This window comes from Streptomyces sp. NPDC018964, from assembly GCF_044390325.1.
Classification (GTDB): domain Bacteria; phylum Actinomycetota; class Actinomycetes; order Streptomycetales; family Streptomycetaceae; genus Streptomyces.
Map to the genome: position 1 here is coordinate 86,616 of NZ_JBIRYZ010000006.1, position 21,270 is coordinate 107,885.

The following is a 21,270-nucleotide window of genomic DNA, read 5'->3' on the forward strand; positions in this document are numbered from 1 at the left end:
TGCGTGGGTGAAGGGGCGGGCGACCAAAAACGCCGGTCCCGGCCCGCCCCCGGGTGGGGACGCGGCCGTGGACCGGCGATATGGGGCTCGCTACTTCTTGGAGCCGGCGGCCTTGCCGAAGCGGGCCTCGAAGCGGGCCACACGGCCACCGGTGTCGAGGATCTTCTGCTTGCCCGTGTAGAACGGGTGGCACTCGGAGCAGACCTCGGCACGGATGGTGCCGCTGTCGATCGTGCTACGGGTGGTGAACGACGCGCCGCAGGTGCAGCTGACCTGCGTCTCGACGTACTCGGGGTGGATGTCGCGCTTCAAGGTGTCTCCTAGGTTCGGGAGGGCACCGGGTCGCATCCGCGGGGTGCGGGAGCGTGAACCGGGGCCGACTCACCAGTCTGCCAGGACTGGGGTCCTCTCCCAAAACCGGGGGCCACCGTCATTTGTTCCCCGCGGGCCGACGGGCCTCGCCGCACCCGCGCGACGGAGCCGCACACCGCCACGGTCCCGCGCCCCCGCCCGGTGTCGACCACGCCCTTCACCTCACCGGTGACCGCGCCCTCGGCGCGGGTGTCCGGCGCCGGTGCCGACGAGGGCGACGGTGCCGGCGGCGGGCCGGGCCGCGGCCTTCAGGCCCGTGCGCCGACGCCCCTCGCCCCGGCGGCCCGGTGTGCTCTCGGCGGACCTGTGCGTGTGCTCCTCGGCTCGTCCTGGCCGGTCACCCCCGCACCCGGTGCCGGACCCGGCCCTCACGGCCGTACGGCCCCCGTCGTCCCGCCGTCGGGGCGGGCGGGGGAACGCGGGACAGGACGGAAGGGATTCCGCCCGGTCCCGGCCCGGCGGACGTCCTGGTGGCGAAGCCTCCGGGAGCGCCGTGGTGGCGAAGCCCCCGCCGTACGCGAAAGGGCCGCTCCCCGGCGGGAGCGGCCCTTTCGGCGGAAGGTGTGACGTCAGTCGCCGTTGCCCGGCGTCGGCGTCGTCTTCTGGATCTGCATCAGGAACTCGGCGTTCGACTTGGTCTGCTTCATCTTGTCGAGAAGCAGTTCGACCGCCTGCTGCTGGTCGAGGGCGTGCAGCACCCGGCGCAGCTTCCAGACGATGGCGAGCTCGTCGCTGGCGAGCAGGATCTCCTCCTTGCGGGTGCCGGACGCGTCGACGTCCACCGCGGGGAAGATGCGCTTGTCGGCGAGCTTCCGGTCGAGCTTGAGCTCCGCGTTGCCGGTGCCCTTGAACTCCTCGAAGATGACCTCGTCCATGCGGGACCCGGTGTCCACCAGGGCGGTGGCGAGGATGGTCAGCGAGCCGCCGTCCTCGATGTTGCGGGCCGCGCCGAAGAAGCGCTTCGGCGGGTACAGGGCCGTCGAGTCGACACCACCGGAGAGGATGCGGCCGGAGGCCGGGGCGGCGAGGTTGTACGCACGGCCCAGACGGGTGATCGAGTCGAGCAGCACGACGACGTCGTGACCCAGCTCCACCAGGCGCTTGGCGCGCTCGATGGCGAGCTCGGCGACCGTGGTGTGGTCCTCGGCCGGGCGGTCGAAGGTCGAGGAGATGACCTCGCCCTTGACCGACCGCTGCATGTCGGTGACCTCTTCCGGACGCTCGTCGACGAGGACGACCATCAGGTGGCACTCGGGGTTGTTGTGCGTGATCGCGTTGGCGATCGCCTGCATGATCATGGTCTTGCCGGTCTTCGGCGGGGCCACGATCAGACCGCGCTGGCCCTTGCCGATGGGCGCGACGAGGTCGATGATGCGGGTGGTGAGGACGCCGGGGTCCGTCTCCAGGCGGAGGCGGTCCTGCGGGTACAGCGGGGTGAGCTTGTTGAACTCCGGGCGGCCGCGGCCGTGTTCGGGCGCCATGCCGTTGACGGAGTCCAGGCGCACCAGCGCGTTGAACTTCTCGCGGCGCTCGCCCTCCTTGGGCTGGCGCACGGCGCCGGTGAGGTGGTCGCCCTTGCGCAGGCCGTTCTTGCGGACCTGGGCGAGGGAGACGTACACGTCGTTCGGGCCGGGCAGGTAGCCGGAGGTCCGGATGAACGCGTAGTTGTCGAGGATGTCGAGGATGCCTGCGACCGGGATCAGGACGTCGTCGTCGGTGAGCTGCGGCTCGGAGGCCATCTCGTCGCGGCCGCGACGGCCACGGCGGTCGCGGTAGCGGCCGCGACGGCCACGGCGGCCGCCCTCGAAGTCGTCGTCGTCGTGCTGCTGGCGGTCCTGCCGGCCGCCGCCCTGCTGGCTCTGCTGGCGGTTCTGGCCGCCCTGGCCCTGCTGGTCGTCGCCCTTGCCGCGACGGTCACCGCGCTCACCGCGGTCGCCACGCTCGCCGCGGTCACGGTCGCGGCCGCGCTCACGGCGGTCGCGGCGGCGGCCCTCGCCGCCGTCGTGGTCGGCCCTGGCGTCGCCCTGCGGCTGGGCCGGGGTCTCGGCCTTGGGTTCGGCCTTCGCCTCGGTGGTGACCGTCTCGGTCGCGGTGGCGGCCGGGGCACCGGCCTCGGCGGTGGCGCGACGGCGGCGGCGCTCGGCGGGAGCGGCCTCCTCGGCCGGCTCGGCCGAGCCCTTCGGGGAGGGCTGGCCCGGGATCTCGATCTGCTGCTGGGCCGTGGCCTTCTCGGCGGGGGCCTGCTCGGCCTTGGCGTCGGCCTTCTTCTCGGCGGCCTCGCCCGTACGGGTCCGGGAGGTGGCGCGGCGCTTGGGCTTGGTCTCTGCGGACTCGGCCTTGGCCGGGGCGGGGGCGCCTCCGGCGGCCTGCGCCTCCTTGATGACCTCGATCAGCTGGCTCTTGCGCATGCGCGCGGTGCCCCTGATCCCGAGGCCGGACGCGACCTGTTGCAGCTCGGCCAGCACCATGCCCTCGAGGCCGGTACCGCGGCGCCGCCGGGAGCCGGCACCGGTGGCAGGCGCGGAAGCGTCCGTGGCGGGCGCGGCAGCGGTCTCCTCGACACGTGCGCCCATCAGATCGGTGGTGTCGCTCACGAAGGGTCCTTCCCTGGAGCGGACGTCGGCCTGTCTGGCTCGGCGACCGGTTGTGCTGTCCGGCATCGGTCCTTGCTGTGTGAACCGTGCCGGGGCGGTTGTCCGCCTGAGCGGCGGAAGAGATATCTGGTGATGGCGCTTCCCCGAGCCGTGGCACCCAGTGTCACGTGGCGTGGTCGCACCGGTTCCGAAGCCTGCCCCGCGGGCCGCTCAGTGTCCGCGTGCGACGTACTGCCCGCGTACGTAGCAGAGAACACAATGCGACTTGGGGGGCTCCCGGAAGAATGTCTGTCCCGGACGGGGACACGAGGCACCTCGCCATGGTGGGGTCGGGTGCAGACTTGAGGTTAACACTACCGGATCCAACAAACATTCCCCCTCTCGAAATCCGGCGACCGTGTGTCAGGTGGCGAGCGGAAGCACGCTCGCGCCCCGCACGTCGAGACCGAGCCGGTTGGCGGCCCAGTCGGTGCCGGCCAGTGCTTCGACCTTGTCGGCGCTTTCCGCGTCGGCCAGCGCCATGACCGTGGGTCCGGCGCCGGAGATCACCGCGGGGATCCCGTCCCCCCGCAGCCGCTCCACCAGGGCGGCGCTCTCGGGCATGGCCGGGGCGCGGTACTCCTGGTGCAGTCGGTCCTCGGTGGCGGGCAGCAGCAGCTCGGGGCGCCTGGTCAGGGCCTCGACGAGCAGGGCGGCGCGGCCCGCGTTGGCGGCGGCGTCGACGTGCGGCACGGTGCGCGGGAGCAGGCCGCGCGCGGTCTCGGTGAGGACCGGCTTCCCGGGCACGAAAACCACCGGAACGATGGAATCGGCGGGCTCCATCCTGATCGCGCGGGCCGCGCCGCTCTCCATCCAGGACAGGGTGAAACCGCCCAGCAGGCAGGCCGCGACGTTGTCGGGGTGGCCCTCGATCTCGGTGGCGAGTTCGAGGAGCGCGGTGTCGTCGAGCCTGGCCTCGGCGCCTATGGTCACGGCGCGGGCGGCGACGATCCCGGCGCAGATGGCGGCGGAGGAGGAGCCCAGGCCGCGGCCGTGCGGGATGCGGTTGGCGCAGACGATCTCCAGGCCGCGCGGCTGTCCGCCGAGCAGGTCGAAGGCGGTGCGCAGGGAGCGTACGAGCAGGTGGCTCTCGTCGCGCGGGAGGGTCTCGCCGCCCTCGCCGGCGATGTCGATGTGCAGCCCGGAGTCGGCCACCCGGACGACCACGTCGTCGTAGAGCCCCAGCGCGAGGCCGAGGGCGTCGAAGCCCGGGCCGAGGTTGGCGCTGGTGGCGGGGACGCGCACCCGGACGGCGGCGGCGCGGAACGCGGGACCGGCCATCGCTCGAAGACTCTCCTTGAGCTGCGTGACTGTCGAATGACATTCGATGGACGTACGGGGGACATGTGAGGGCGTACGAAACCCCTGGGATCGCCGCCGGCCGGGGTGGCCGGCCGCTTTCCGGGCCGCTCCGGGCCGCTTTCCGGACCACGGAGACGCCGCGATACCGCGGCATATGCGGCGGGCGGGTTCGGTACAGCCTATCGAAGGAAGGTTCACTGGCGACATAGGGCGCACAGGAGGCGCACGATGCGTGTCGTAAGCCCCCTGTGCATCCACTGTAGGGAACTTCCCCAGGTGGACGCGCCCTTACGCCCGTTGCGCGGACGAGGTCGCGGGTCGCCGTCCCCGTCAGGCGAGGCCGAGCCGCTCGGCGGCGGTCGCGGCGTCCACCGGGACGGTGACCGGCTGTGGGGCGCCGGCGACGGCCCAGTCCGGGTCCTTCAGACCGTTGCCGGTGACGGTGCACACGATCGTCTGCCCCGGGTCGACCTTGCCCTGCTCGGCGGCCTTCAGCAGACCGGCGACCGACGCGGCGGACGCGGGCTCGACGAAGACGCCCTCCTGGGAGGCCAACAGCCGGTAGGCGCGCAGGATCTCACGGTCCGTCACCTCGTCGATGGCGCCGCCCGACTCGTCCCGCGCGGCGAGCGCGAAGTTCCAGGAGGCGGGGTTGCCGATGCGGATGGCGGTGGCGATGGTCGACGGGTCCTTGACGACCTCGCCGCGCACGATCGGCGCGCTGCCGGAGGCCTGGAAGCCCCACATGCGCGGCGTCCTGGTGCTGATCCCGTCGGCGGCGTACTCCTTGTACCCCTTCCAGTACGCGGTGATGTTGCCCGCGTTGCCCACCGGCAGGACGTGGATGTCGGGGGCGTCGCCCAGCATGTCCACGATCTCGAAGGCGGCGGTCTTCTGGCCTTCTATCCGTACCGGATTGACCGAATTGACCAGCGCCACCGGGTAGTTGTCGCTCAGCGCGCGGGCCAGCGTGAGGCAGTCGTCGAAGTTGCCGTCGACCTGGAGGATCTTCGCGCCGTGGACCAGCGCCTGACCCATCTTGCCGAGCGCGATCTTGCCCTGCGGCACGAGGACGGCGGACACCATCCCGGCCCGCACCCCGTACGCGGCGGCGGAGGCGGAGGTGTTGCCCGTGGAGGCGCAGATGACGGCCTTGGCGCCCTCCTCCTTCGCCTTGGAGATGGCCATGGTCATGCCCCGGTCCTTGAAGGACCCGGTCGGGTTCGCTCCCTCGACCTTGAGGTGCACCTCGCAGCCCGTGCGCTCGGAGAGCACCTGCGCGGGCACGAGCGGCGTACCGCCCTCGCGGAGCGTCACGACCGGCGTGGTGTCGGAGACCGGCAGCCGGTCCCGGTACTCCTCGATGATTCCGCGCCACTGGTGGGTCATTGCTGGTTACTCTCCTTCAACCCGCATGATGCTGGCGACACCGCGCACGGTGTCGAGCTTGCGCAACGCCTCGACGGTCCCGCCGAGGGCCGCGTCGGACGCACGGTGCGTGACGACGACGAGGGAGGCCTCACCGTCCTTGCCCTGCTGGCGCACCGTGTCGATCGAGACACCGTGCTCGGCGAACACGGTCGCGACCTGGGCGAGAACGCCCGGTTTGTCGGCCACGTCGAGGCTGATGTGGTAGCGCGTGACGACCTCGCCCATCGGGGAGACGGGCAGCGCCGCGTACGCGGACTCGCCGGGCCCGGTCGTCCCGCCGATCCGGTTGCGCCCCACGGCGACCAGGTCCCCGAGCACGGCGGAGGCGGTCGGCGCGCCGCCCGCGCCGGGCCCGTAGAACATCAGCTGCCCGGAGGCGTCCGACTCGACGAACACGGCGTTGTAGGCGCCGCGCACGGAGGCGAGCGGGTGACTGAGCGGGATCATCGCCGGATGCACCCGCGCGGTGACCGACGCGCCGTCCTCGGCCCGCTCGCAGATGGCGAGCAGCTTGATGGTGCAGCCCATCTCCTTGGCGGAGGCGAAGTCGGCGGCGGTGACCTCGGTCATGCCCTCGCGGTGCACGTCGTCGAGGCGCACCCGCGTGTGGAAGGCGATCCCGGCGAGGATGGCGGCCTTGGCGGCGGCGTCGAACCCCTCGACGTCGGCGGTGGGGTCGGCCTCGGCGTACCCCAGCGCGGTGGCCTCGTCGAGCGCCTCCTGGTAGCCGGCGCCGGTGGTGTCCATCTTGTCGAGGATGAAGTTGGTGGTCCCGTTGACGATGCCGAGCACCCGGTTCACCTTGTCGCCGGCGAGGGACTCCCGCAGCGGCCGGATCAGCGGGATGGCGCCGGCGACGGCGGCCTCGTAGTAGAGGTCCTTGCCGTGCTCCTCGGCGGCGGCGTGCAGCGCGGCGCCGTCCTGGGCGAGCAGCGCCTTGTTCGCGGAGACGACGGACGCGCCGTGCTCGAAGGCGGTGGTGATCAGCGTGCGGGCGGGCTCGATGCCGCCGATGACCTCCACGACGATGTCGATGTCGCCGCGTTTGACGAGCGCGGTGGCGTCGGTGGTGACCAGGGCGGGGTCGATGCCCTCGCGGACCCGGTCGGGCCGCCGCACGGCGACCCCGGCGAGCTCCACCGGGGCTCCGATGCGGGCGGCGAGGTCGTCGGCGTGCGTCGTCATGATGCGCGCCACCTCTGAGCCGACCACTCCACAGCCCAGCAGCGCCACCTTCAGCGGACGCGTACGCATCATCCGACCTCGATTCCTGATTACCGTCTAGGTTGCACCAGTCTCACTCACCGGACGGGGGTTTCTTCCCCTGGTCCGGATTGTGAGACATCTATTTCATTTCCATGACCGTCGCGACAGAAGATCTTCCGCCGTCGGCCCGTCCTGCGGCCGACCGCCGCTCATCCGGCCTCACCCGGCCTCCCCCGGCCCCATCTGACGTCATCCGGCGTCATCCGACGTCGAGGCGGAGGAGGTCCTCCTCCGTCTCCCGCCGCACGATCACCCGCGCCTCGCCGTCCTTGACGGCGACGACGGGCGGACGCAGCACGTGGTTGTAGTTGCTGGCCATCGACCGGCAGTACGCCCCCGTCGCGGGGACGGCGATGAGGTCACCGGGTGCCAGGTCCCCCGGCAGGAAGGCGTCCTTCACCACGATGTCCCCGCTCTCGCAGTGCTTGCCGACGACCCGGCACAGCATCGGCTCGGCGTCGGAGACCCGGGAGGCCAGGGCGACGCTGTACTTGGCGTCGTACAGCGCGGTCCGGATGTTGTCCGACATCCCGCCGTCCACGGAGACGTACGTGCGCAGCCCGTCGAGCGGCTTGACGGTGCCGACCTCGTAGAGCGTGAAGGCGGTGGGCCCGACGATGGCGCGCCCCGGCTCCACGGAGATGCGCGGCGTGGCGAGCCGGGCGGCCTCGCACTCCCGGGTGACGATCTCGGTCAGCGCCTTGGCGATCTCGTGCGGCTCGCGCGGGTCGTCGTCGCTGGTGTACGCGATGCCGAGCCCGCCCCCGAGGTCGATCTCGGGCAGCTCCACCCCGTGCTCGTCACGGATGTCCTTGAGCAGCCCCACCACCCGGTGCGCGGCGACCTCGAACCCGGACATGTCGAAGATCTGCGACCCGATGTGGGAGTGGATCCCGATGAGTTCGAGCCCGTCGAGCTGCAACGCCCGCCGTACGGCTTCCGCGGCCTGCCCGCCGGCCAGCGGGATGCCGAACTTCTGGTCCTCGTGGGCGGTGGCGATGAACTCGTGCGTGTGCGCCTCGACGCCGACGGTGATGCGGATCTGCACCCGCTGCCGCGTGCCGAGCTCCCGCGCGATGTGCGCGACCCGGACGATCTCCTGGAACGAGTCGAGCACGATCCGCCCGACCCCGGCCTCGACGGCCCGCCGGATCTCGCCGGTGGACTTGTTGTTGCCGTGGAAGGCGATCCGCTCGGCGGGCATCCCGGCGGAGAGCGCGGTGGCGAGTTCGCCCCCGGAGCAGACGTCGAGGTTCAGCCCCTCTTCGTCCAGCCACCGTACGACGGCCCGGGAGAGGAACGCCTTGCCGGCGTAGAACACGTCGGCGTCGCCGCCGAAGGCGGTGCGCCAGGCCCGCGCCCGGCTCCGGAAGTCGTCCTCGTCGAGGACGTAGGCGGGGGTGCCGTACTCCTCGGCGAGCCGCTTGACGTCGATCCCGCCGACGGTGAGCACACCGTCCGTGTCGCGGGTGACGGTCTCGGCCCACACCTTGGAGTCGAGGGCGTTGAGGTCGGTGGGCGGTGCGGAGTAGTGCCCCTCGGGGAGGACGTCGGCGTGACGGGGCCCGGCGGGGTGGGCGGAACGGCTCATTGTTCGCGTGCTCTCTCAGAGATGGTCGGGTGCGTCGATGCCGAGCAGGGCCAGGCCGCCGGCCAGCACCGTCCCGGCGGCGTCGGCGAGCGCGAGCCGGGCACGGTGGGCGGCCGAGGGTTTCTCGTCGCCGAGGGGCAGCACGGCGGGAAACAGGGGCGTCGCGGCATCGGCGACGGTGACCAGATGCCGAGCGAGCCGGTCGGGCGCGCGGTGGGTGGCGGCGGCCGCGAGAACACGGGGGTGGTCGGCGAGGACCCGGCACAACGACGTGGCCTCCGCCACGGGACCGGCCTCGGGCCCGAACCCGAGGTCGGCGGCGTTGCGCAGGAGCGCCCGGGTACGGGCGTGGGCGTACCGGACCCGGAACAGCGGATTGCCCTCCCGCTGCACCAGGTGCTCACCGTCTATGTGGGGACGGTCGTGCGGAGCGGGGTACAGCAGGGCCCAGCGGGCGGCGTCGGGGCCGAGCGGGAGGGGGTCGGCGGGCGCGGGGACGGGACGGACGACGATGCCGTCGTGATCGTCGGTGTGCACCACGGCACCCTGCGACCGCAGGATGCGGACGAGGGCCTCGACCTGGACGACGGCCCGCACCTCACGGGCCGGCCGCAGCCGGACGGTGTGCCCGTCCAGGGCGTCACCGTGCCCGTACCGGGAACCGCGCCGCAGGATCTCGCGGACGAGCCCGGCAGCCCCTTCCGCGTCGGCGAGGCTGATGTTGAGGAACCCGGGCCCGGTGACGACGACGTCACCGATGCCGGGAGTCCTCAGAAGACGGGGCCGGAGGATCTCGGCGACCCGCCGGGCCGGCTCCCCGGCCGGCCGCGCGAGCTGAAGGGCGACATTGGTCGCGTAGTCCCCGCACCCTCCGGGCCCGGGAGGCGCGACCCGCACCTTCTCCGGCAACGCCACCCTCAGCTCCCCCTCGTCGACGGCACGGCGCACCGCGTGCAGCACGGTGCGGGAGAGCTCGACGGGGGTCACGGGACAAGCGTAGGCGAGGAGGGGGTCAGGTGGACGAATGCATTAGACCGCGGTCCCGAGATATGGACGACCACCGGTCCCCCTCCCACTCCGCCCTCTCCCGCTTCCCTCTTCACCCTCCCGCGTGCCCGGCGGCGGGCTCGGCGTCCCCGGACCCGCGAAAACGCCCGAGGGGCCCCAGGATCAGCCGCTGGACGACCCGGACGAGCTCCCCGGGCTCGAAGGGCTTGGAGAGAAACGCGTCCACCCCGACGTCGAGCCCGCTCTCGATCTCGTACTGAGTACAGGCACTGACGATGACGAGCGGGAGATGACTGGTCCGAGGATCGGTACGCAGCCGACCGGCCGTCCTGAGCCCGTCGAGCCGCGGCATGACGACATCGAGGGTGACGAGATCGGGCCGCACCTGATGGACGACTTCCAGACACTCGGCACCATCGGCCGCGGTCACGACCTCGATGCCCTCCAGCTCGAGATTGACCCTGATCAGCTGCCGGATGACCTTGTTGTCGTCCACAACGAGGACCCGGCCCGACGCCCCTGGCACAACTCGAGAGTAGGTCTCCACCGGCCACCGCGTCCGGCGTTTCCCCACTTCCACCCCGCACGGGCGACACCCCGCACTCCGGACCGACCCCGGCCTACCACCACCCGCCACGGAAACGGGTTCATGACCACCCCCGGAGAACTGGTAGTGTTCTACCCGTCGCCGCGATCACCGCGACGGACACGCCCCCGTAGCTCAGGGGATAGAGCAACGGCCTCCGGAGCCGTGTGCGCAGGTTCGAATCCTGCCGGGGGCACTCGCCGAAGATCAGCAGAAATTATGCGCTGACCAGGGCGAATGCCGACAGAAGAGAGCGGGAACCAGTCTCACTGGGTCCCGCTCTTTCTCATTGCTGATCACGGTTCACGCGTGAGTGGCGTGTGAGACCGAGGGGCCTCGCGTCACCGCTCAAGTCGACCGAGGGGAACGGGCAGGACCTCGGCGGTTCACACCAAGGGCACTGTCTGTTGCCTGTGGCAAGCCACCCACTAGGATCGGCGCAGTTCCAGGGGGGGTAATGACGGAATCATTGGGGTCAGCTGCGCCAATCGGCCTCAAGGTCAGTGACGTATTTTCCGTGATGCGTGGCAGGTCCTATCGCGATCCCAAGGCTCCGCCCGGGAAGAGCGGCACCGTCCGAATTCTTAGGCTCCCCGACCTCGGCCGCAGCGGTGGTGTCGGCCCGCCCAACGACAGGACCGAGTGGGTGCCGGCAGGGCGGGAGGCTGAACTACTTCAGCCTGGCGACATCCTCGTGACGCGCACCTTCGCACCCGGTCTAGGCCGGGGGGCGGTGGTCCGCGAGGCCGATCTACCTGCCGTTGCCAACGAATACCTGCTCTACCTACGCCCGAAATCCGAGGTTCCGGAGCTATACGTTCAACTCATCCTCACCTACCTGCGATCTGGCGTGCTGGACCGCATCGCCACTCGAACGGCGAATCTGTCACGCGTGAGTGTGCCTTCGTTGGCGGATGTTCGTCTCCCGGAAAGAGACGACACTCTCACGGAGGCACTCGAAGAGATCGTTGTTGCTGGTGAGGAGCTACGGCGCTGGAGCGAGGAAGCCGGAGCCGTCGTCGGAGGGATCTTCGGCTTCGATGGCAGCACTCGCCCCCGAGCCCGAGGCAGAGTTATTGAAGCTGGACAGCTGCTACGCCTTCGAGCCGACGCTGCCAGCCAACTGGATGACTTCGGGTACACCGTACGCACGCGCTTCCCTTACCCAATCGCGCTGCGATGGCGTGAGGTGGAGGCAAGGGTCAGCTCCGAAGACCTTCGCCGGGCCTACACCGCAGTGCTGGCAGCGGCAGAGATCCTCTTGGCTTACTGCGCCCTACTCACCGCGGCGCTCGCACGGGAGGCTTCGATCGAGCTGTCGAACGTTGCTGCCCTACGCAACAAACTCATCGGCCGGGGCGGCGGAGGGCCGGGAATCGGCGAGTGGACGGTCATTCTGCAGGAGATCAGCGGAGAGAGGAAGCGTCGGGGCCTTCCCGATGAGCACCCGCTCCACGACCTCGGGCAACTGCTCAACGATGACGATGCCGAGGAGGCGCGGAAGAGGCTCGCGAAGCGTCGCAACAACGAGTCGCATGAGCGCCGGGTCGATGATGTCGACCTGCCAACAGCACTGGCCGGAGCCTTGGAGGATCTGAAGCTGCTGCTACGGCGCGCCATGTTCCTCGCAGACATGCCGCTGATCGAAGTCACCTCGGTCGACTGGAACTCATTCCGCAACGAAGCTTCACTGGGCTTCCGCCGCCTGATGGGCGATCACCCGGTCGTACCCACGGAGACAATGAAGCACGGCAGCAGTGCGGTCGAGAGACACAGCCTGTACCTCGTCGGGCGTGATCGGAGCCTGCACCTGTTGAGACCGTTCCTCGTCGGCAAGGTCTGCTCTGAGTGCCGGACTTGGTCCACCTTCCACGTCGACAAGGTTGAGGGCAAGATCGTGATGAAGACCCTGGAGCACGGACACCTTCAGCGTGAAGCTGACGAGGTATCCCTACAGGAGGCCGGACTCCTGTAGCGGAGCCCAGCGCGGCCAAAGGGGGGGCATGGAACTCACACCAGAGCCATATAACCACGACGGCACAGAGCTTGACATTCTTGAACAGTACGGAAGTTTCGAAGCCTTTTGGAATGCACAGCGTGCTGGGCTTCATCAGCATTCAACAAACAACCAACCGGACGTCGAGACGGAAAACACCGACGTTGCTGACCGCTGGAACCAGGATCGCCCACAGCCGCTGGCATGGGAAGTCTATGAGCACTGGCTTGTGCAGGAGTGGCGCCGACTGCTGGATTCAGAACCAAGTGAGCTTGAGGTTCAGAGATTTTTAGAGCAGCACCCCTCACTCCTGCCAGGAGCCAGCAACGACGTTGGGCGAGGGCACCACGGCCCATGCTGGGACGCAGTCATCACCCAGCCGTCATTGAAGGGCGTTGGTCGAGAGCGGGTACCTGACTTCATGTGGGTGAGGAGCGACACTTCTACGGTGTATGCGCTTTGCATCGAAATAGAAGCCCCGACGAAGCCGTGGTTCACTTTGGACGGTCAGTCAAGCGCCCATCTGACGCAAGCCCTTGACCAGATATTGGAATGGAAGGTCTGGTTCTCACTGCCGGAAAATATGCTGGCCTTTCGCCATGCATACATTCCCGTCGATCTCGGTTACCAAAGAATTGAAGTGCAGTTCATACTTGTCTATGGACGCGACAGAGAGTTCCGACAGGACGAGAGTCGCCACAGAGACCCTCTATATCTCAGAAGGAAACGCGATCTCATACCCCGATCCTCGGAGTACCTGTACACCTTCGATCAACTCCGGCCAGAACGGGACGCCGTAGATGCGGTCACGATCAGTGGACGACGCGACAGCTTCAACGCCGTTGCCGTGCCCCCTACTTTCACCACAGGACGAGGAACCAAGCAGCTCGCTTCCCAAATTCCTGATATCTCGTCGGCTTTGACGAAAACCCCTCTGATCTCTGAAGAGCGCAAGGTATATCTGGCCAGCCGGTGGGATTATTGGCGACGTAGCGCAGCACCCCACCCAAGTCTTCGCTTTAATAATGCTCGGGAACACTCCGGCGAGTAGCTTTTTGTCAACGGTGCGGACTTCGACGCCAAGCGGAAGTCCGCACCGCACTCACTACTTCGGGCTCCAGCCCATCGCCATCTCTATCTTCTTGTTGTTCTCCTCTTCGCTGTCGTCGATACAGCCGGCATAGCGTCGGTGGATGACCTCCGGCGAGTTACCGGCACGGCGGGCTACTTCAGCTACCGGCAGGCCAGCTCGGAGCCAGTTCGTGATGCACGTAGCCCTGAGGTGGTACGGCTTGCGGGCCAAGGGCGAGCCAACCTTGTCCGGCGGGAGCGCCAGCGGTCTCGCTTCCTGCCACACTCGCCAGTAACTGGACGTGCCGAGCAGGTCCCCCCGCTCGTTGGGGAAGAGTCGTCCATCCTTGGCCGTCCCGAATTCCTCCCGGTGTGCCCGGAGCATCGCCACGAGGACAGGCGGAATCGGTACGGGCCGGTCTGTGCCAGGATCCCTTGACTTCAGCCCCCGTTTGTCGTGACGGTCTCCTGAGTCAGTCCACTTCTTGCCTGAGATAGGACGCGTCTCGCGAAGTGTGAGAGTTCCCCACCCCTGTTCGGGAAGGTGGCAGTCCTCCAATCGGAGCCCGACTACTTCCGCCGGCCGCATCGCGGCGTACAGCATGCAGCCGAAGAAGGCGACAAGGCGCCTTCCACGATTGCGATGCACCGAGCCGATATAGGAGACGGCCGTGAGGAGTTGCCGCGCCTGCACATCGTTGACCAAGACTCGGGGGTCTACGGCGTCATTGCCTTGGGAGTTGGGCCGCTTCACTCCGGTGAGGGGGTTTTCGTCGAGGTATCCCTCTTGGATGGCGTACTCCATCGCGGTGTTGAAACCGCGGCGGCGGCGCTTGTACGTGTCCGTGGCGGCCGGAGTGTCGTCGAGCCTGAACGACAGCCGGTAGTGGATGTCTCGAACGACACGGGAGTCCCTGAAGGCCGAAAGAGGCAGAGAGTGAGCGGCGAGCCACGAGCAGGCTTTCTCCAACTCCGCAGGGGGCTCTTCGACTTTGTGAGCCGGAACGACGGCCCAGCGCACCGCCCGCCGTACGTCTTCCGGCTCCGGAGCGCCGGGGCTCTCCCCCAGCATGCCGAGGGCCACGGTGGCGAGGCTGTCAGCCAGTCCCTCACGGGTCTTCGCTGCTGCCGTGCACCAACGGACCGCCATGTACTCGCGGGAGAAGTCCCACCAGGACGGGTCTGGTCGGGTACTCGCTTGCGCCGCTGCCGCTCGGAGTTCGGACTCGGGAAGTCCTGTCTCGACGTCGAAGGCCTCACCTTTGCGCATCGCTTGCCACAACTCCGACCGGCGGCTCTCGGCAAGCGCCGACGTTGTGAACGTGGCGTGCCGCATTTTTCCGGCGACCACCCAGCGGAGTTGATAGGGAGCGGTCTTGCTGGATATCCGGCTGACCTTCCAAACCCGGACGTCCGTGGAGAGTGTGGGTTCTTCAGGCCCGGCCGGGCGCTCGCCGTTGCGAGCGCCCGGGATTGCGCTGGTCTTACGGTCGTTCACGCGGCTTCCTCCAGAGCGGCAATCCAGCGCTCCAGCTCAGAACGGCGAATCCGTACGGCACCGTTGGGGAGCTTGATTGCCCTCGGTCCCTTCTTGAGCTGTCGCCAGCGATAGAAAGTCGACAGGGGTACGCCGATTTCCTCGACCACCTCAGAGATCGTGAGCATCTCTTCACGCGCCACGGTTGGCCTCCCCCGAGTTCTCGTCAGCGGGCTGGGAGTCGGACATGTGGGACAGTCCCGATTCCGGCTGTCCCACCTGTTTGCGCAGGTCAGGTGATGGACTGGGACAGTCGGACACCTGGGACACCCCCGGCGTGCCCTCTGTCCGGGTCCCGGTGTCCGGGTAGTACCGGCCGGTGCCGTCCTTGGTGAGCTGTCCGTCCGCAGCCATGCGGGAGCAGGTGCGGCGGACGTTCTCGGCATCGAGCTGCGGCAGCGCGGCGACGATGTCCTTGGGCCGGGCGCCGGGATGGGCGCGAACGTGGCGGAGGATCGCGGCGCGGGTGTCGCCCATGGTGTGGTCGGTTACCGGGCCATCGAGCATCTGCCAGGCGCCGGAAACAGCTTGGAACTGAAGCGCGTACTCGGCTTCGTCAACGTCGCGTCCGGTGACGTGCAGGATGCCGTCCGCCTGCCCGCGTGCCCGCTTGAGGACGAGCGTGGCGTCCGCAGCTCCGGCGATGCCGTTGGTGCCGGATACCTCGGTCAGGAAGTCGTCCGAGCCTGCCTTGCGGACGTGGTGGACGAGCACCACGGCGATCCCGTAGTGGTCAGCGATCCGCTTGGCGTAGCCGACGGCGACATAGTCCGCGTCGTAGGCGGACACGCCCTGCGGAGCGGAACCACGCATCTTAGCGAACACGTCGATGACGACCATGCGCGCATCCGGGTTGCGCTCCAGCCAGTTGGCGATGGCGTCGCTGCCGCCCTGGGGGAAGGGCGGACATTCGGTGACCAGCGTCAACCCGGCCGGGGCCGGTTGGCCCCCGAGCATCTTGCCCATGCGGGTCTGGAGACGGCGCGGGGTGTCCTCCAGGGCGAGGTAGAGCACCGGGCCACCGTCGACCGGCACCGTATCGAAGGCGTGCCCGCCGGCCGCGACCGCGAGTGCCAGACCGAGGGACAACCACGACTTGCCCACCTTCGGGGGCCCGGCGAGCAGGTTGACGCCCTCAGCGAGGATGCCGGGCACGGCCCACTTCGGCTCCGGGAAGTCCGCGGCCATGAGCTGATCCGCGGTCCACGCCGTCCGTGGGCGCTCCCGCTTCGGCAGCTCCCGCGGGGCCGCCTCTGGGTCGCTGGGCACGGAGTACAGGTGCAGAGGGGGGATCGGGTTGGCGCTCATGCTGCGACCTGCCGGGGGCGGTTGGCTCCGGCACGCAGGCCGGAGGCGATAGTGCGGCGTGCCTCGCGCTCGCCCTGGCCAACGCTGAGTGCCGCTTCGACGAGCTGCTCGGTCACCGCGTACGCGTCCAGCTCTCCCCCGGCGACCAACTGCCCGAGGGCGACGGAGGCGATGTAGAGGGCGTTGTTGTGCTCGTGCGGGCCGGAGTTGGTGACGCGGGCCAACTCGCCGTTGACCGCAGCGTTCAGGAACCTGCCGCGCCGGTCGCGGGCCGTGAGCGGGACCGTGACCGGACGCTGCGGGGGCAGCGGCGCCGGGCGCAGCAACTCGGCGAGCCAGCCCGGCAGCGGGGCCGGGGGGACCATGTGAGCCACCAGGTACGACACTCCGGCGAAGGTGCTGCCCGCGCCGACGACGAGCCCGCCGACGGCGCGGGTGTCGACTTTCCAGCCGAGCCCGCGGGCGCTATCCCCGGCGGTGTTCCGCAGGGACTCGCCCGCAGGTGCGGCAAAGTACAGGTGCGTGCCGCCGCTCCAGGTGCGGACCGTGTACGTGTAGGCGGGGAAGGGCTCACTGTGGCGCTCGCAGAGCAGGGCGAGCACGTCGGCTCCGTCGGTGACGCCGTGCGCGGTCCATTCGGCCGGCGGGGTGTCGTCTGGCCCCTTGGGGGTGTCGAGGTCAACGACGACCAGGCCGGAGGGACCGGTGGCGATGCCGACGTTGTATGGGGCGTGCGTCCAGCACCGGGTGATGCGCTCGGGGTCGGTGGTGGCGCGGGTCTCCCAATCGCGGACGGCGGGACGCTTGGCGCCGGGGATGAGGGGGAAGACGTGCCAGCCGCGCGACGCTGCGTCAAGCGCCGCGGTGAGCTGGGCAGAGCCGTCCAGTTGAGGCATGCTGGAGGTTCTCCTGTTCTGTCGAAGGGACAAGGGAGCCGGGGCGGGCGCGGTCTTGTGGTGAGAGGCGCCCGCCCCGGGCGTGTCTAGAACGGGGGTTCGTCGCTGAACCCGGAACCGGAGCCCTTAGCGGCTCCGGCCGCGGCGGGGGCGGCAGTGCTCCACGCGTCGGTGGCCGGACCGGAGGCGGCACCGTTGCGCTGGACGCGTTCGACCTTGGCCGTGGCGAAGCGCAGCGAGGGGCCGATGTCGTCGACTTCCAGGGCGAGCATGGAACGGTTCTCGCCCTGCTCGTTCTGCCAGTTGTGCTGACGCAGACGGCCGGTGACGACCACGCGCGTGCCCTTGGTCAGGCTCTCAGCGACGTGGTTGGCCAGGTCGCGCCACGCGGTGCAGCGCAGGAACATCGCGGTGCCGTCCCGCCAGTGACCGGTGGCCTTGTCGTAGGTGCGCGGGGTGGAGGCGACGGAGAACCGGGCGATGGCGTCGCCCCCGGTGGTGAAGCGCAGTTCGGGGTCAGCGGCGAGGTTGCCGACGATGGTGATGGGGGTCTCTCCCACGGACATATGGATCACTCGCTTTCGGTGTGGTTCGGGTTGGTGCTGGAGTCGCGGTGGTCGGCCGTGAAGTACAGCCGGGTGCGTTTGCCGTCGCGGGTCGAGTACTGGCGTGCCGGGCCGGTGTCGAACGCGGCGGCCAAAGCGGTGCTGACGCGCTCGGCGTCGTCCTGCGTGCAGATGACGCGGATCTCGAACACGGCTCAGTGCTCCTTGCTCGTGTCGAGGGCGGGCAGCTCGGGCAGTCCCGCGCGTTCCAGGGCTGCGGGGTCGAAGCCGGGCAGCGCGGCGCGGGTGACGAGGGCCTGCGCGAGCTGTTCGGCGTAGGCGGCGCCGGTGCGGGCCACCTCGATCTGTGTCGTGCCGCGGATGGTCTCGACACGCTCGATGTGGGCGCGTTCCTCACGCCGGTCGCTCACGTGCCGCTCGTAGGCGACGCGTTCGCGCCGGTCGGTGCGCCAGTAGCGCGCGGCGAGCCCGTAGGCGACGGCGGTGGCCAGCGCCCACAGCAGCAGCGGCAGCGACCACCCGTCGGCGTATCCGGCGACCCCGGCAAGGGCGAGCCCGCCGGAGGCGGCGAACGCGGTCCCGGCAAGCACAGGATCTCCGGCGCGGCCGACGCTCGCGCACGCGCCGGCCGCGGCGGCGGCCAGAGACAGGGCGGTCATGAGCACGGCGTTGCCGACGGAGTGTTCGGCGCCGTTGGCGTTCCAGATCCGGGCCAGTGCGAGCACGGTCGTGGTGGCGATGGCGGGCGCGGCCTTGGGTGCGGCGATGGCGAGCCAGTGCCGGGCGACGATGGGTTCGTTCACGGCCGTACTCCTCACAGGTCCGGGAGCGCGTTGACGATGGCGCTCATGAGCTGGTTGACGGTGTCGGCGGCTCCGGTGGAGGCGAGGTAGAAGCCGAACATCACGGCCACGAACGCGCTGCCGGGTCCGAGGGTCTTGGAGCGCAGCAGCATGAAGAGCACGAAGCCGAAGAGCAGGGCGAGGGAGATGGTCACGGCCATGCCGCAACCTCCTTTCTGCGGGGTGGGGGTGGGGTCAGCGGGTGCCTGCGCGGTAGGTGCGGGCGGCGCGGTTGTAGAGCCAGCGGCCGACGCGTATCCGCTTGCCGTGGCCCTTGCAGCGGCGGCAGTTCTTGCCGCGCTTGGGCATGCCCTTGCGGTCGGTGGTCATGGCGAAGCCGAACCCGTTGCACTTGCGGCAGGTGCCGAACGGGCTCGCTGCACAGACCGACATGTAACCAAGCGTGACGAACAACAGGAGTGCGATAGCGAGCAGGGTCGGGGTCACGAGAGCCCTCCCAGGGCGGTTTTCGGGGGTTTCCGCATGTGGGGACCTATCGGCTAGCTTGCTGATCAGGGCCCGTATGGGGCGCTAGCGAGATCTCTAGCGCTAGAGGGTTTGGCCCCTAGCGCTAGAGGTCCCTCGGCGTCAACCCGCGTCCCGGTTTCGGTCACGCTCCGCAATCGCCGTGACGATGTGGGCGCGCTCGAAGCCGGTCCGGTTGACGGTCTTGCCGTTGATCCGCCGGGCCACCTGGCCCGTGGTGACGCCATACGGCTTAAGCGCGGTGGTGAGCTGCCGCGCCTTGTCCGCCGGGGCCATCTCGCCCCACGCGCCGTACTTCTCCGGCCGCAGCTCGGCGAGCCGGTCGACGGTGACGTCGTTCCACGGCTTGGCCTCATCCGCCGGGACGACGGCGAGGATGTCCTCAAGCAGCGGATCGACCGCCTCGCGGCGCTCCGGCGTCTGGCCTGCGGCGATGCCGCGCAGCGTGCCCGCGTCGATGCGCGTCTTGCGGGCGCGCTCGCAGATGGCGTCCGCGGCCGGGTTGTCGAGGTAGTAGCCGCGCACGATCTGCGGGTCGTCGGCGGCGCCGACCAGGTAGCCGATGCCCTTGTCCGACTTGGTGAACGACGTGGCGCGGATGCCGTTGCGGTACATCGACGTGCCCAGGATCATGTCGTTCTCGATCTGGCCCATGACCCGCAGGCAGAACCGCGTGCCCACGTTCGCGCTGATCGCGGGCGGGAGCGAGTCCTTGTCGGGGCGCTGCGTGGCCAGCAGCAGGATCACCCCGAGTGCCCGGCCGCGCTTGATGATGGCCGTGCACAGCGCCCCGGCTTCCTTGCCGTACTTGTCGTGGCTGAACAGTTCCTGGCACTCGTCAATGGCGAGCACGAGCGGGTGCAGGCCGAGGGAGCGGTTCGCGGCCAGGGGCGGGATGACCTTGTTCTCCGGGCACTTGTCCTTGGGCAGGGAGCTGATGACCTTGGCCCGGCGCTCCAGGTCCTTGTAGACGTAGCGGATCGAATCCAGCGTGGCCGCGCACGTGTCGTCGTCCGGGCCGGAGCCGTAGTCGGCCGCCACCTTCTTCAGCGGGTCCAGGTCGCCGGTGCCCTTTAGCTCCCAGATCAGCAGCTCAGCCGTGGGATCCAGGGCCGCGGCGAGCAGCGGCGTGCGCAGGCTGAACGTCTTGCCCATGCCGGGCATGGCGCCGATCAGGACGTTGTCGTACATCAGCGTCAGGTCGACGTTCCGGCCGCGCTGGTCGGTGCCGAACGGCAGCGGCTTGAACAGCGACGCGGCACCCGACTTGGCCAGCGGCCAGGCGGGAGCGGGCACCTTGTTCAGCGCCCGGTCCCCGACCCACAGCATCATCCGGCCGGCGTGCTCATCGGCCACCGGCTCCGGCCACACGCAGCCCAGCGGGCGACGCAGACCAGAGGCCAGCTTCTCCCGCCGGTCGAGGATGTCCGGCACGGTCACGCCGTAGGGCAGGTCGACGTCCGCGCGCCAGCCTGGGCCGTCGCGGGTGATCGGGGCGGGGAACTTGATGCCCTCCCCGCCCTTGGCGAGCGCCTTGTTGATCTCGGCAATGCCGAGCGCTCCCAGGGCCCGTTCCACGATGCCGCTCGTCAGCCGCTCGACTTCGGTCGTGACGACCGCGCGGGAGATGACGGGCTTGTCGGACGGCGCCCCGAGGAAGCCGAACCCGGCTGTCAGCAGTGCCAGCGTCAGGGCTTCGATCCAGGTGGGGGCGAGCACGAACAGCACCAGGGCGAGCGGCAGGCCGACGACCAGGGCGAGCAGCATCAGGATGCTGCGCAGCTTGACCCGGTTGTCGCGCTGCCGCGACAGCTTTAAGTACTCCTCGACGTTCTCGCGTCGGGCCGCGACCTGTCGCAGCGGCTCGCCCTCGGTGTCGGCCACCCACCGCATGGCGCCGCCGATGAACTTCGCGGCCCCGGCCGGGGCCTGGAAGGCGAGGCGGAGGGAGTACCAGGGCAGGCGCACCACGTGGTAGGCGGTGGTGTGCCAGGCGTAGCCCCCGAGCCAGCCGAGCGCGGTGACGAACTCCGGCTTGGACTTCGCCCATGCCGGGATCACCTCGCGTCGCTGCCCGGACCGGAGTCGGTCCATCAGGCCCGGACCGGCCGGGGCCGGATCGTCGACCATCACGGTCGATCGGTCGTCGGTGTCGTCGTCGACCGAGTCGGCCGACCGGTCGGCGCTCGGGTCGGCCGACTCGGTCGGCTCGGAGTCGGGTGCCGAGTCGGGGGCGGGGTCGGCCGACTCGCCGCGCGCCGATCGGGCTTTGTTGAGGTCGACTACCTCGGCGCCGGAGTCAGCGGCCATCTCGGCTTCGAGTCGGTTGAACAGTTCGTTGTCTTCGGGGTGGTTCACTGAGGGGTTCCTTCTCTCTGG

The 21,270-nt window shown here is 69.5% G+C and carries 20 protein-coding genes and 1 tRNA gene; 3 read left to right on the plus strand and 18 right to left on the minus strand.

The window, feature by feature from the left end; genetic code table 11:
- Positions 1–90: 90 nt before the first annotated feature.
- The 8 genes from rpmE to ACH5AO_RS12115 form a co-directional block, all read right to left on the minus strand.
- The gene (gene rpmE / locus ACH5AO_RS12080) at positions 91–312 is read right to left on the minus strand and encodes a 50S ribosomal protein L31 (RefSeq protein ID WP_030042685.1); all 222 of its coding nucleotides are present in this window, start codon (positions 310–312) and stop codon (positions 91–93) included.
- Between the two features lie 629 nt (positions 313–941).
- Complete coding sequence (rho, locus tag ACH5AO_RS12085) at positions 942–2,966, minus strand: transcription termination factor Rho (RefSeq protein WP_398924135.1); 2,025 nt, start codon at positions 2,964–2,966, stop codon at positions 942–944.
- Between the two features lie 402 nt (positions 2,967–3,368).
- Positions 3,369–4,286, minus strand: a complete 918-nt coding sequence (gene thrB, locus ACH5AO_RS12090; protein WP_398924136.1) for a homoserine kinase — start codon at positions 4,284–4,286, stop codon at positions 3,369–3,371.
- Positions 4,287–4,637: 351 nt separating this feature from the next.
- A complete protein-coding gene (thrC, locus tag ACH5AO_RS12095; RefSeq protein ID WP_398924137.1) occupies positions 4,638–5,696 on the minus strand; it encodes a threonine synthase in 1,059 nt (352 codons plus the stop codon).
- A gap of 6 nt (positions 5,697–5,702) precedes the next feature.
- Entirely contained in the window at positions 5,703–6,995 is a 1,293-nt protein-coding gene (locus tag ACH5AO_RS12100; RefSeq protein WP_398924138.1) for a homoserine dehydrogenase, read from the minus strand.
- A 208-nt stretch (positions 6,996–7,203) separates the two neighbouring features.
- Positions 7,204–8,595, minus strand: coding sequence for a diaminopimelate decarboxylase (gene lysA / locus ACH5AO_RS12105; protein WP_398924139.1), 1,392 nt, complete (start codon positions 8,593–8,595; stop codon positions 7,204–7,206).
- Between the two features lie 15 nt (positions 8,596–8,610).
- A complete protein-coding gene (gene nrtL / locus ACH5AO_RS12110; RefSeq protein WP_398924140.1) occupies positions 8,611–9,582 on the minus strand; it encodes an ArgS-related anticodon-binding protein NrtL in 972 nt (323 codons plus the stop codon).
- Positions 9,583–9,694: 112 nt separating this feature from the next.
- Positions 9,695–10,177 carry a response regulator gene (locus ACH5AO_RS12115; protein ID WP_398924141.1) on the minus strand — a complete coding sequence of 161 codons (483 nt, stop codon included), beginning with the start codon at positions 10,175–10,177 and terminating at the stop codon, positions 9,695–9,697.
- A 136-nt stretch (positions 10,178–10,313) separates the two neighbouring features.
- Here ACH5AO_RS12115 and ACH5AO_RS12120 point away from each other — a divergent pair.
- The 3 genes from ACH5AO_RS12120 (at position 10,314) to ACH5AO_RS12130 (ending at position 13,236) form a co-directional block, all read left to right on the plus strand.
- Positions 10,314–10,385: transfer RNA gene (locus ACH5AO_RS12120), tRNA-Arg, on the plus strand.
- A gap of 261 nt (positions 10,386–10,646) precedes the next feature.
- A complete protein-coding gene (locus ACH5AO_RS12125; RefSeq protein ID WP_398924142.1) occupies positions 10,647–12,164 on the plus strand; it encodes a restriction endonuclease in 1,518 nt (505 codons plus the stop codon).
- 28 nt (positions 12,165–12,192) lie between these two features.
- Positions 12,193–13,236, plus strand: coding sequence for a Shedu anti-phage system protein SduA domain-containing protein (locus tag ACH5AO_RS12130; protein ID WP_398924143.1), 1,044 nt, complete (start codon positions 12,193–12,195; stop codon positions 13,234–13,236).
- A gap of 54 nt (positions 13,237–13,290) precedes the next feature.
- On the opposite strand, the gene ACH5AO_RS12135 is transcribed toward ACH5AO_RS12130, so the two are convergent.
- The 10 genes from ACH5AO_RS12135 to ACH5AO_RS12180 all read right to left on the minus strand — a co-directional run bounded on the left by ACH5AO_RS12135 (position 13,291) and on the right by ACH5AO_RS12180 (position 21,249).
- The gene (locus ACH5AO_RS12135) at positions 13,291–14,754 is read right to left on the minus strand and encodes a tyrosine-type recombinase/integrase (protein WP_398924144.1); all 1,464 of its coding nucleotides are present in this window, start codon (positions 14,752–14,754) and stop codon (positions 13,291–13,293) included.
- Complete coding sequence (locus ACH5AO_RS12140; protein ID WP_398924409.1) at positions 14,751–14,921, minus strand: helix-turn-helix transcriptional regulator; 171 nt, start codon at positions 14,919–14,921, stop codon at positions 14,751–14,753. The genes ACH5AO_RS12135 and ACH5AO_RS12140 overlap by 4 nt, the downstream gene beginning before the upstream one ends.
- 4 nt (positions 14,922–14,925) lie before the next feature.
- Entirely contained in the window at positions 14,926–16,101 is a 1,176-nt protein-coding gene (locus tag ACH5AO_RS12145; protein WP_398924145.1) for an AAA family ATPase, read from the minus strand.
- Positions 16,098–16,997, minus strand: a complete 900-nt coding sequence (locus ACH5AO_RS12150; RefSeq protein ID WP_398924146.1) for a bifunctional DNA primase/polymerase — start codon at positions 16,995–16,997, stop codon at positions 16,098–16,100. The genes ACH5AO_RS12145 and ACH5AO_RS12150 overlap by 4 nt, the downstream gene beginning before the upstream one ends.
- 86 nt (positions 16,998–17,083) lie before the next feature.
- The gene (gene ssb / locus ACH5AO_RS12155) at positions 17,084–17,563 is read right to left on the minus strand and encodes a single-stranded DNA-binding protein (protein WP_398924147.1); all 480 of its coding nucleotides are present in this window, start codon (positions 17,561–17,563) and stop codon (positions 17,084–17,086) included.
- A gap of 5 nt (positions 17,564–17,568) precedes the next feature.
- Entirely contained in the window at positions 17,569–17,754 is a 186-nt protein-coding gene (locus ACH5AO_RS12160) for a hypothetical protein (RefSeq protein ID WP_398924148.1), read from the minus strand.
- Positions 17,755–17,757: 3 nt separating this feature from the next.
- Entirely contained in the window at positions 17,758–18,366 is a 609-nt protein-coding gene (locus tag ACH5AO_RS12165) for a hypothetical protein (RefSeq protein WP_398924149.1), read from the minus strand.
- Positions 18,367–18,377: 11 nt separating this feature from the next.
- Positions 18,378–18,566 (minus strand): hypothetical protein, encoded by a 189-nt coding sequence (locus ACH5AO_RS12170; protein ID WP_018087415.1) that lies wholly within the window; start codon positions 18,564–18,566, stop codon positions 18,378–18,380.
- Between the two features lie 34 nt (positions 18,567–18,600).
- Complete coding sequence (locus ACH5AO_RS12175; RefSeq protein WP_398924150.1) at positions 18,601–18,852, minus strand: hypothetical protein; 252 nt, start codon at positions 18,850–18,852, stop codon at positions 18,601–18,603.
- Positions 18,853–18,993: 141 nt separating this feature from the next.
- The gene (locus ACH5AO_RS12180) at positions 18,994–21,249 is read right to left on the minus strand and encodes a cell division protein FtsK (protein ID WP_398924151.1); all 2,256 of its coding nucleotides are present in this window, start codon (positions 21,247–21,249) and stop codon (positions 18,994–18,996) included.
- Between the last annotated feature and the right edge of the window lie 21 nt (positions 21,250–21,270).

Coding starts and splice junctions, on each gene's coding strand:
- thrB (WP_398924136.1), bottom strand. CDS start 4,286: ATGGCCGGTCCCGCGTTCCGCGCCGCCGCCGTCCGGGTGCGCGTCCCC.
- thrC (WP_398924137.1), bottom strand. CDS start 5,696: ATGACCCACCAGTGGCGCGGAATCATCGAGGAGTACCGGGACCGGCTG.
- ACH5AO_RS12100 (WP_398924138.1), bottom strand. CDS start 6,995: ATGATGCGTACGCGTCCGCTGAAGGTGGCGCTGCTGGGCTGTGGAGTG.
- lysA (WP_398924139.1), bottom strand. CDS start 8,595: ATGAGCCGTTCCGCCCACCCCGCCGGGCCCCGTCACGCCGACGTCCTC.
- ACH5AO_RS12125 (WP_398924142.1), top strand. CDS start 10,647: ATGACGGAATCATTGGGGTCAGCTGCGCCAATCGGCCTCAAGGTCAGT.
- ACH5AO_RS12130 (WP_398924143.1), top strand. CDS start 12,193: ATGGAACTCACACCAGAGCCATATAACCACGACGGCACAGAGCTTGAC.
- ACH5AO_RS12140 (WP_398924409.1), bottom strand. CDS start 14,921: ATGCTCACGATCTCTGAGGTGGTCGAGGAAATCGGCGTACCCCTGTCG.
- ACH5AO_RS12145 (WP_398924145.1), bottom strand. CDS start 16,101: ATGAGCGCCAACCCGATCCCCCCTCTGCACCTGTACTCCGTGCCCAGC.
- ACH5AO_RS12150 (WP_398924146.1), bottom strand. CDS start 16,997: ATGCCTCAACTGGACGGCTCTGCCCAGCTCACCGCGGCGCTTGACGCA.
- ssb (WP_398924147.1), bottom strand. CDS start 17,563: ATGTCCGTGGGAGAGACCCCCATCACCATCGTCGGCAACCTCGCCGCT.
- ACH5AO_RS12170 (WP_018087415.1), bottom strand. CDS start 18,566: ATGGCCGTGACCATCTCCCTCGCCCTGCTCTTCGGCTTCGTGCTCTTC.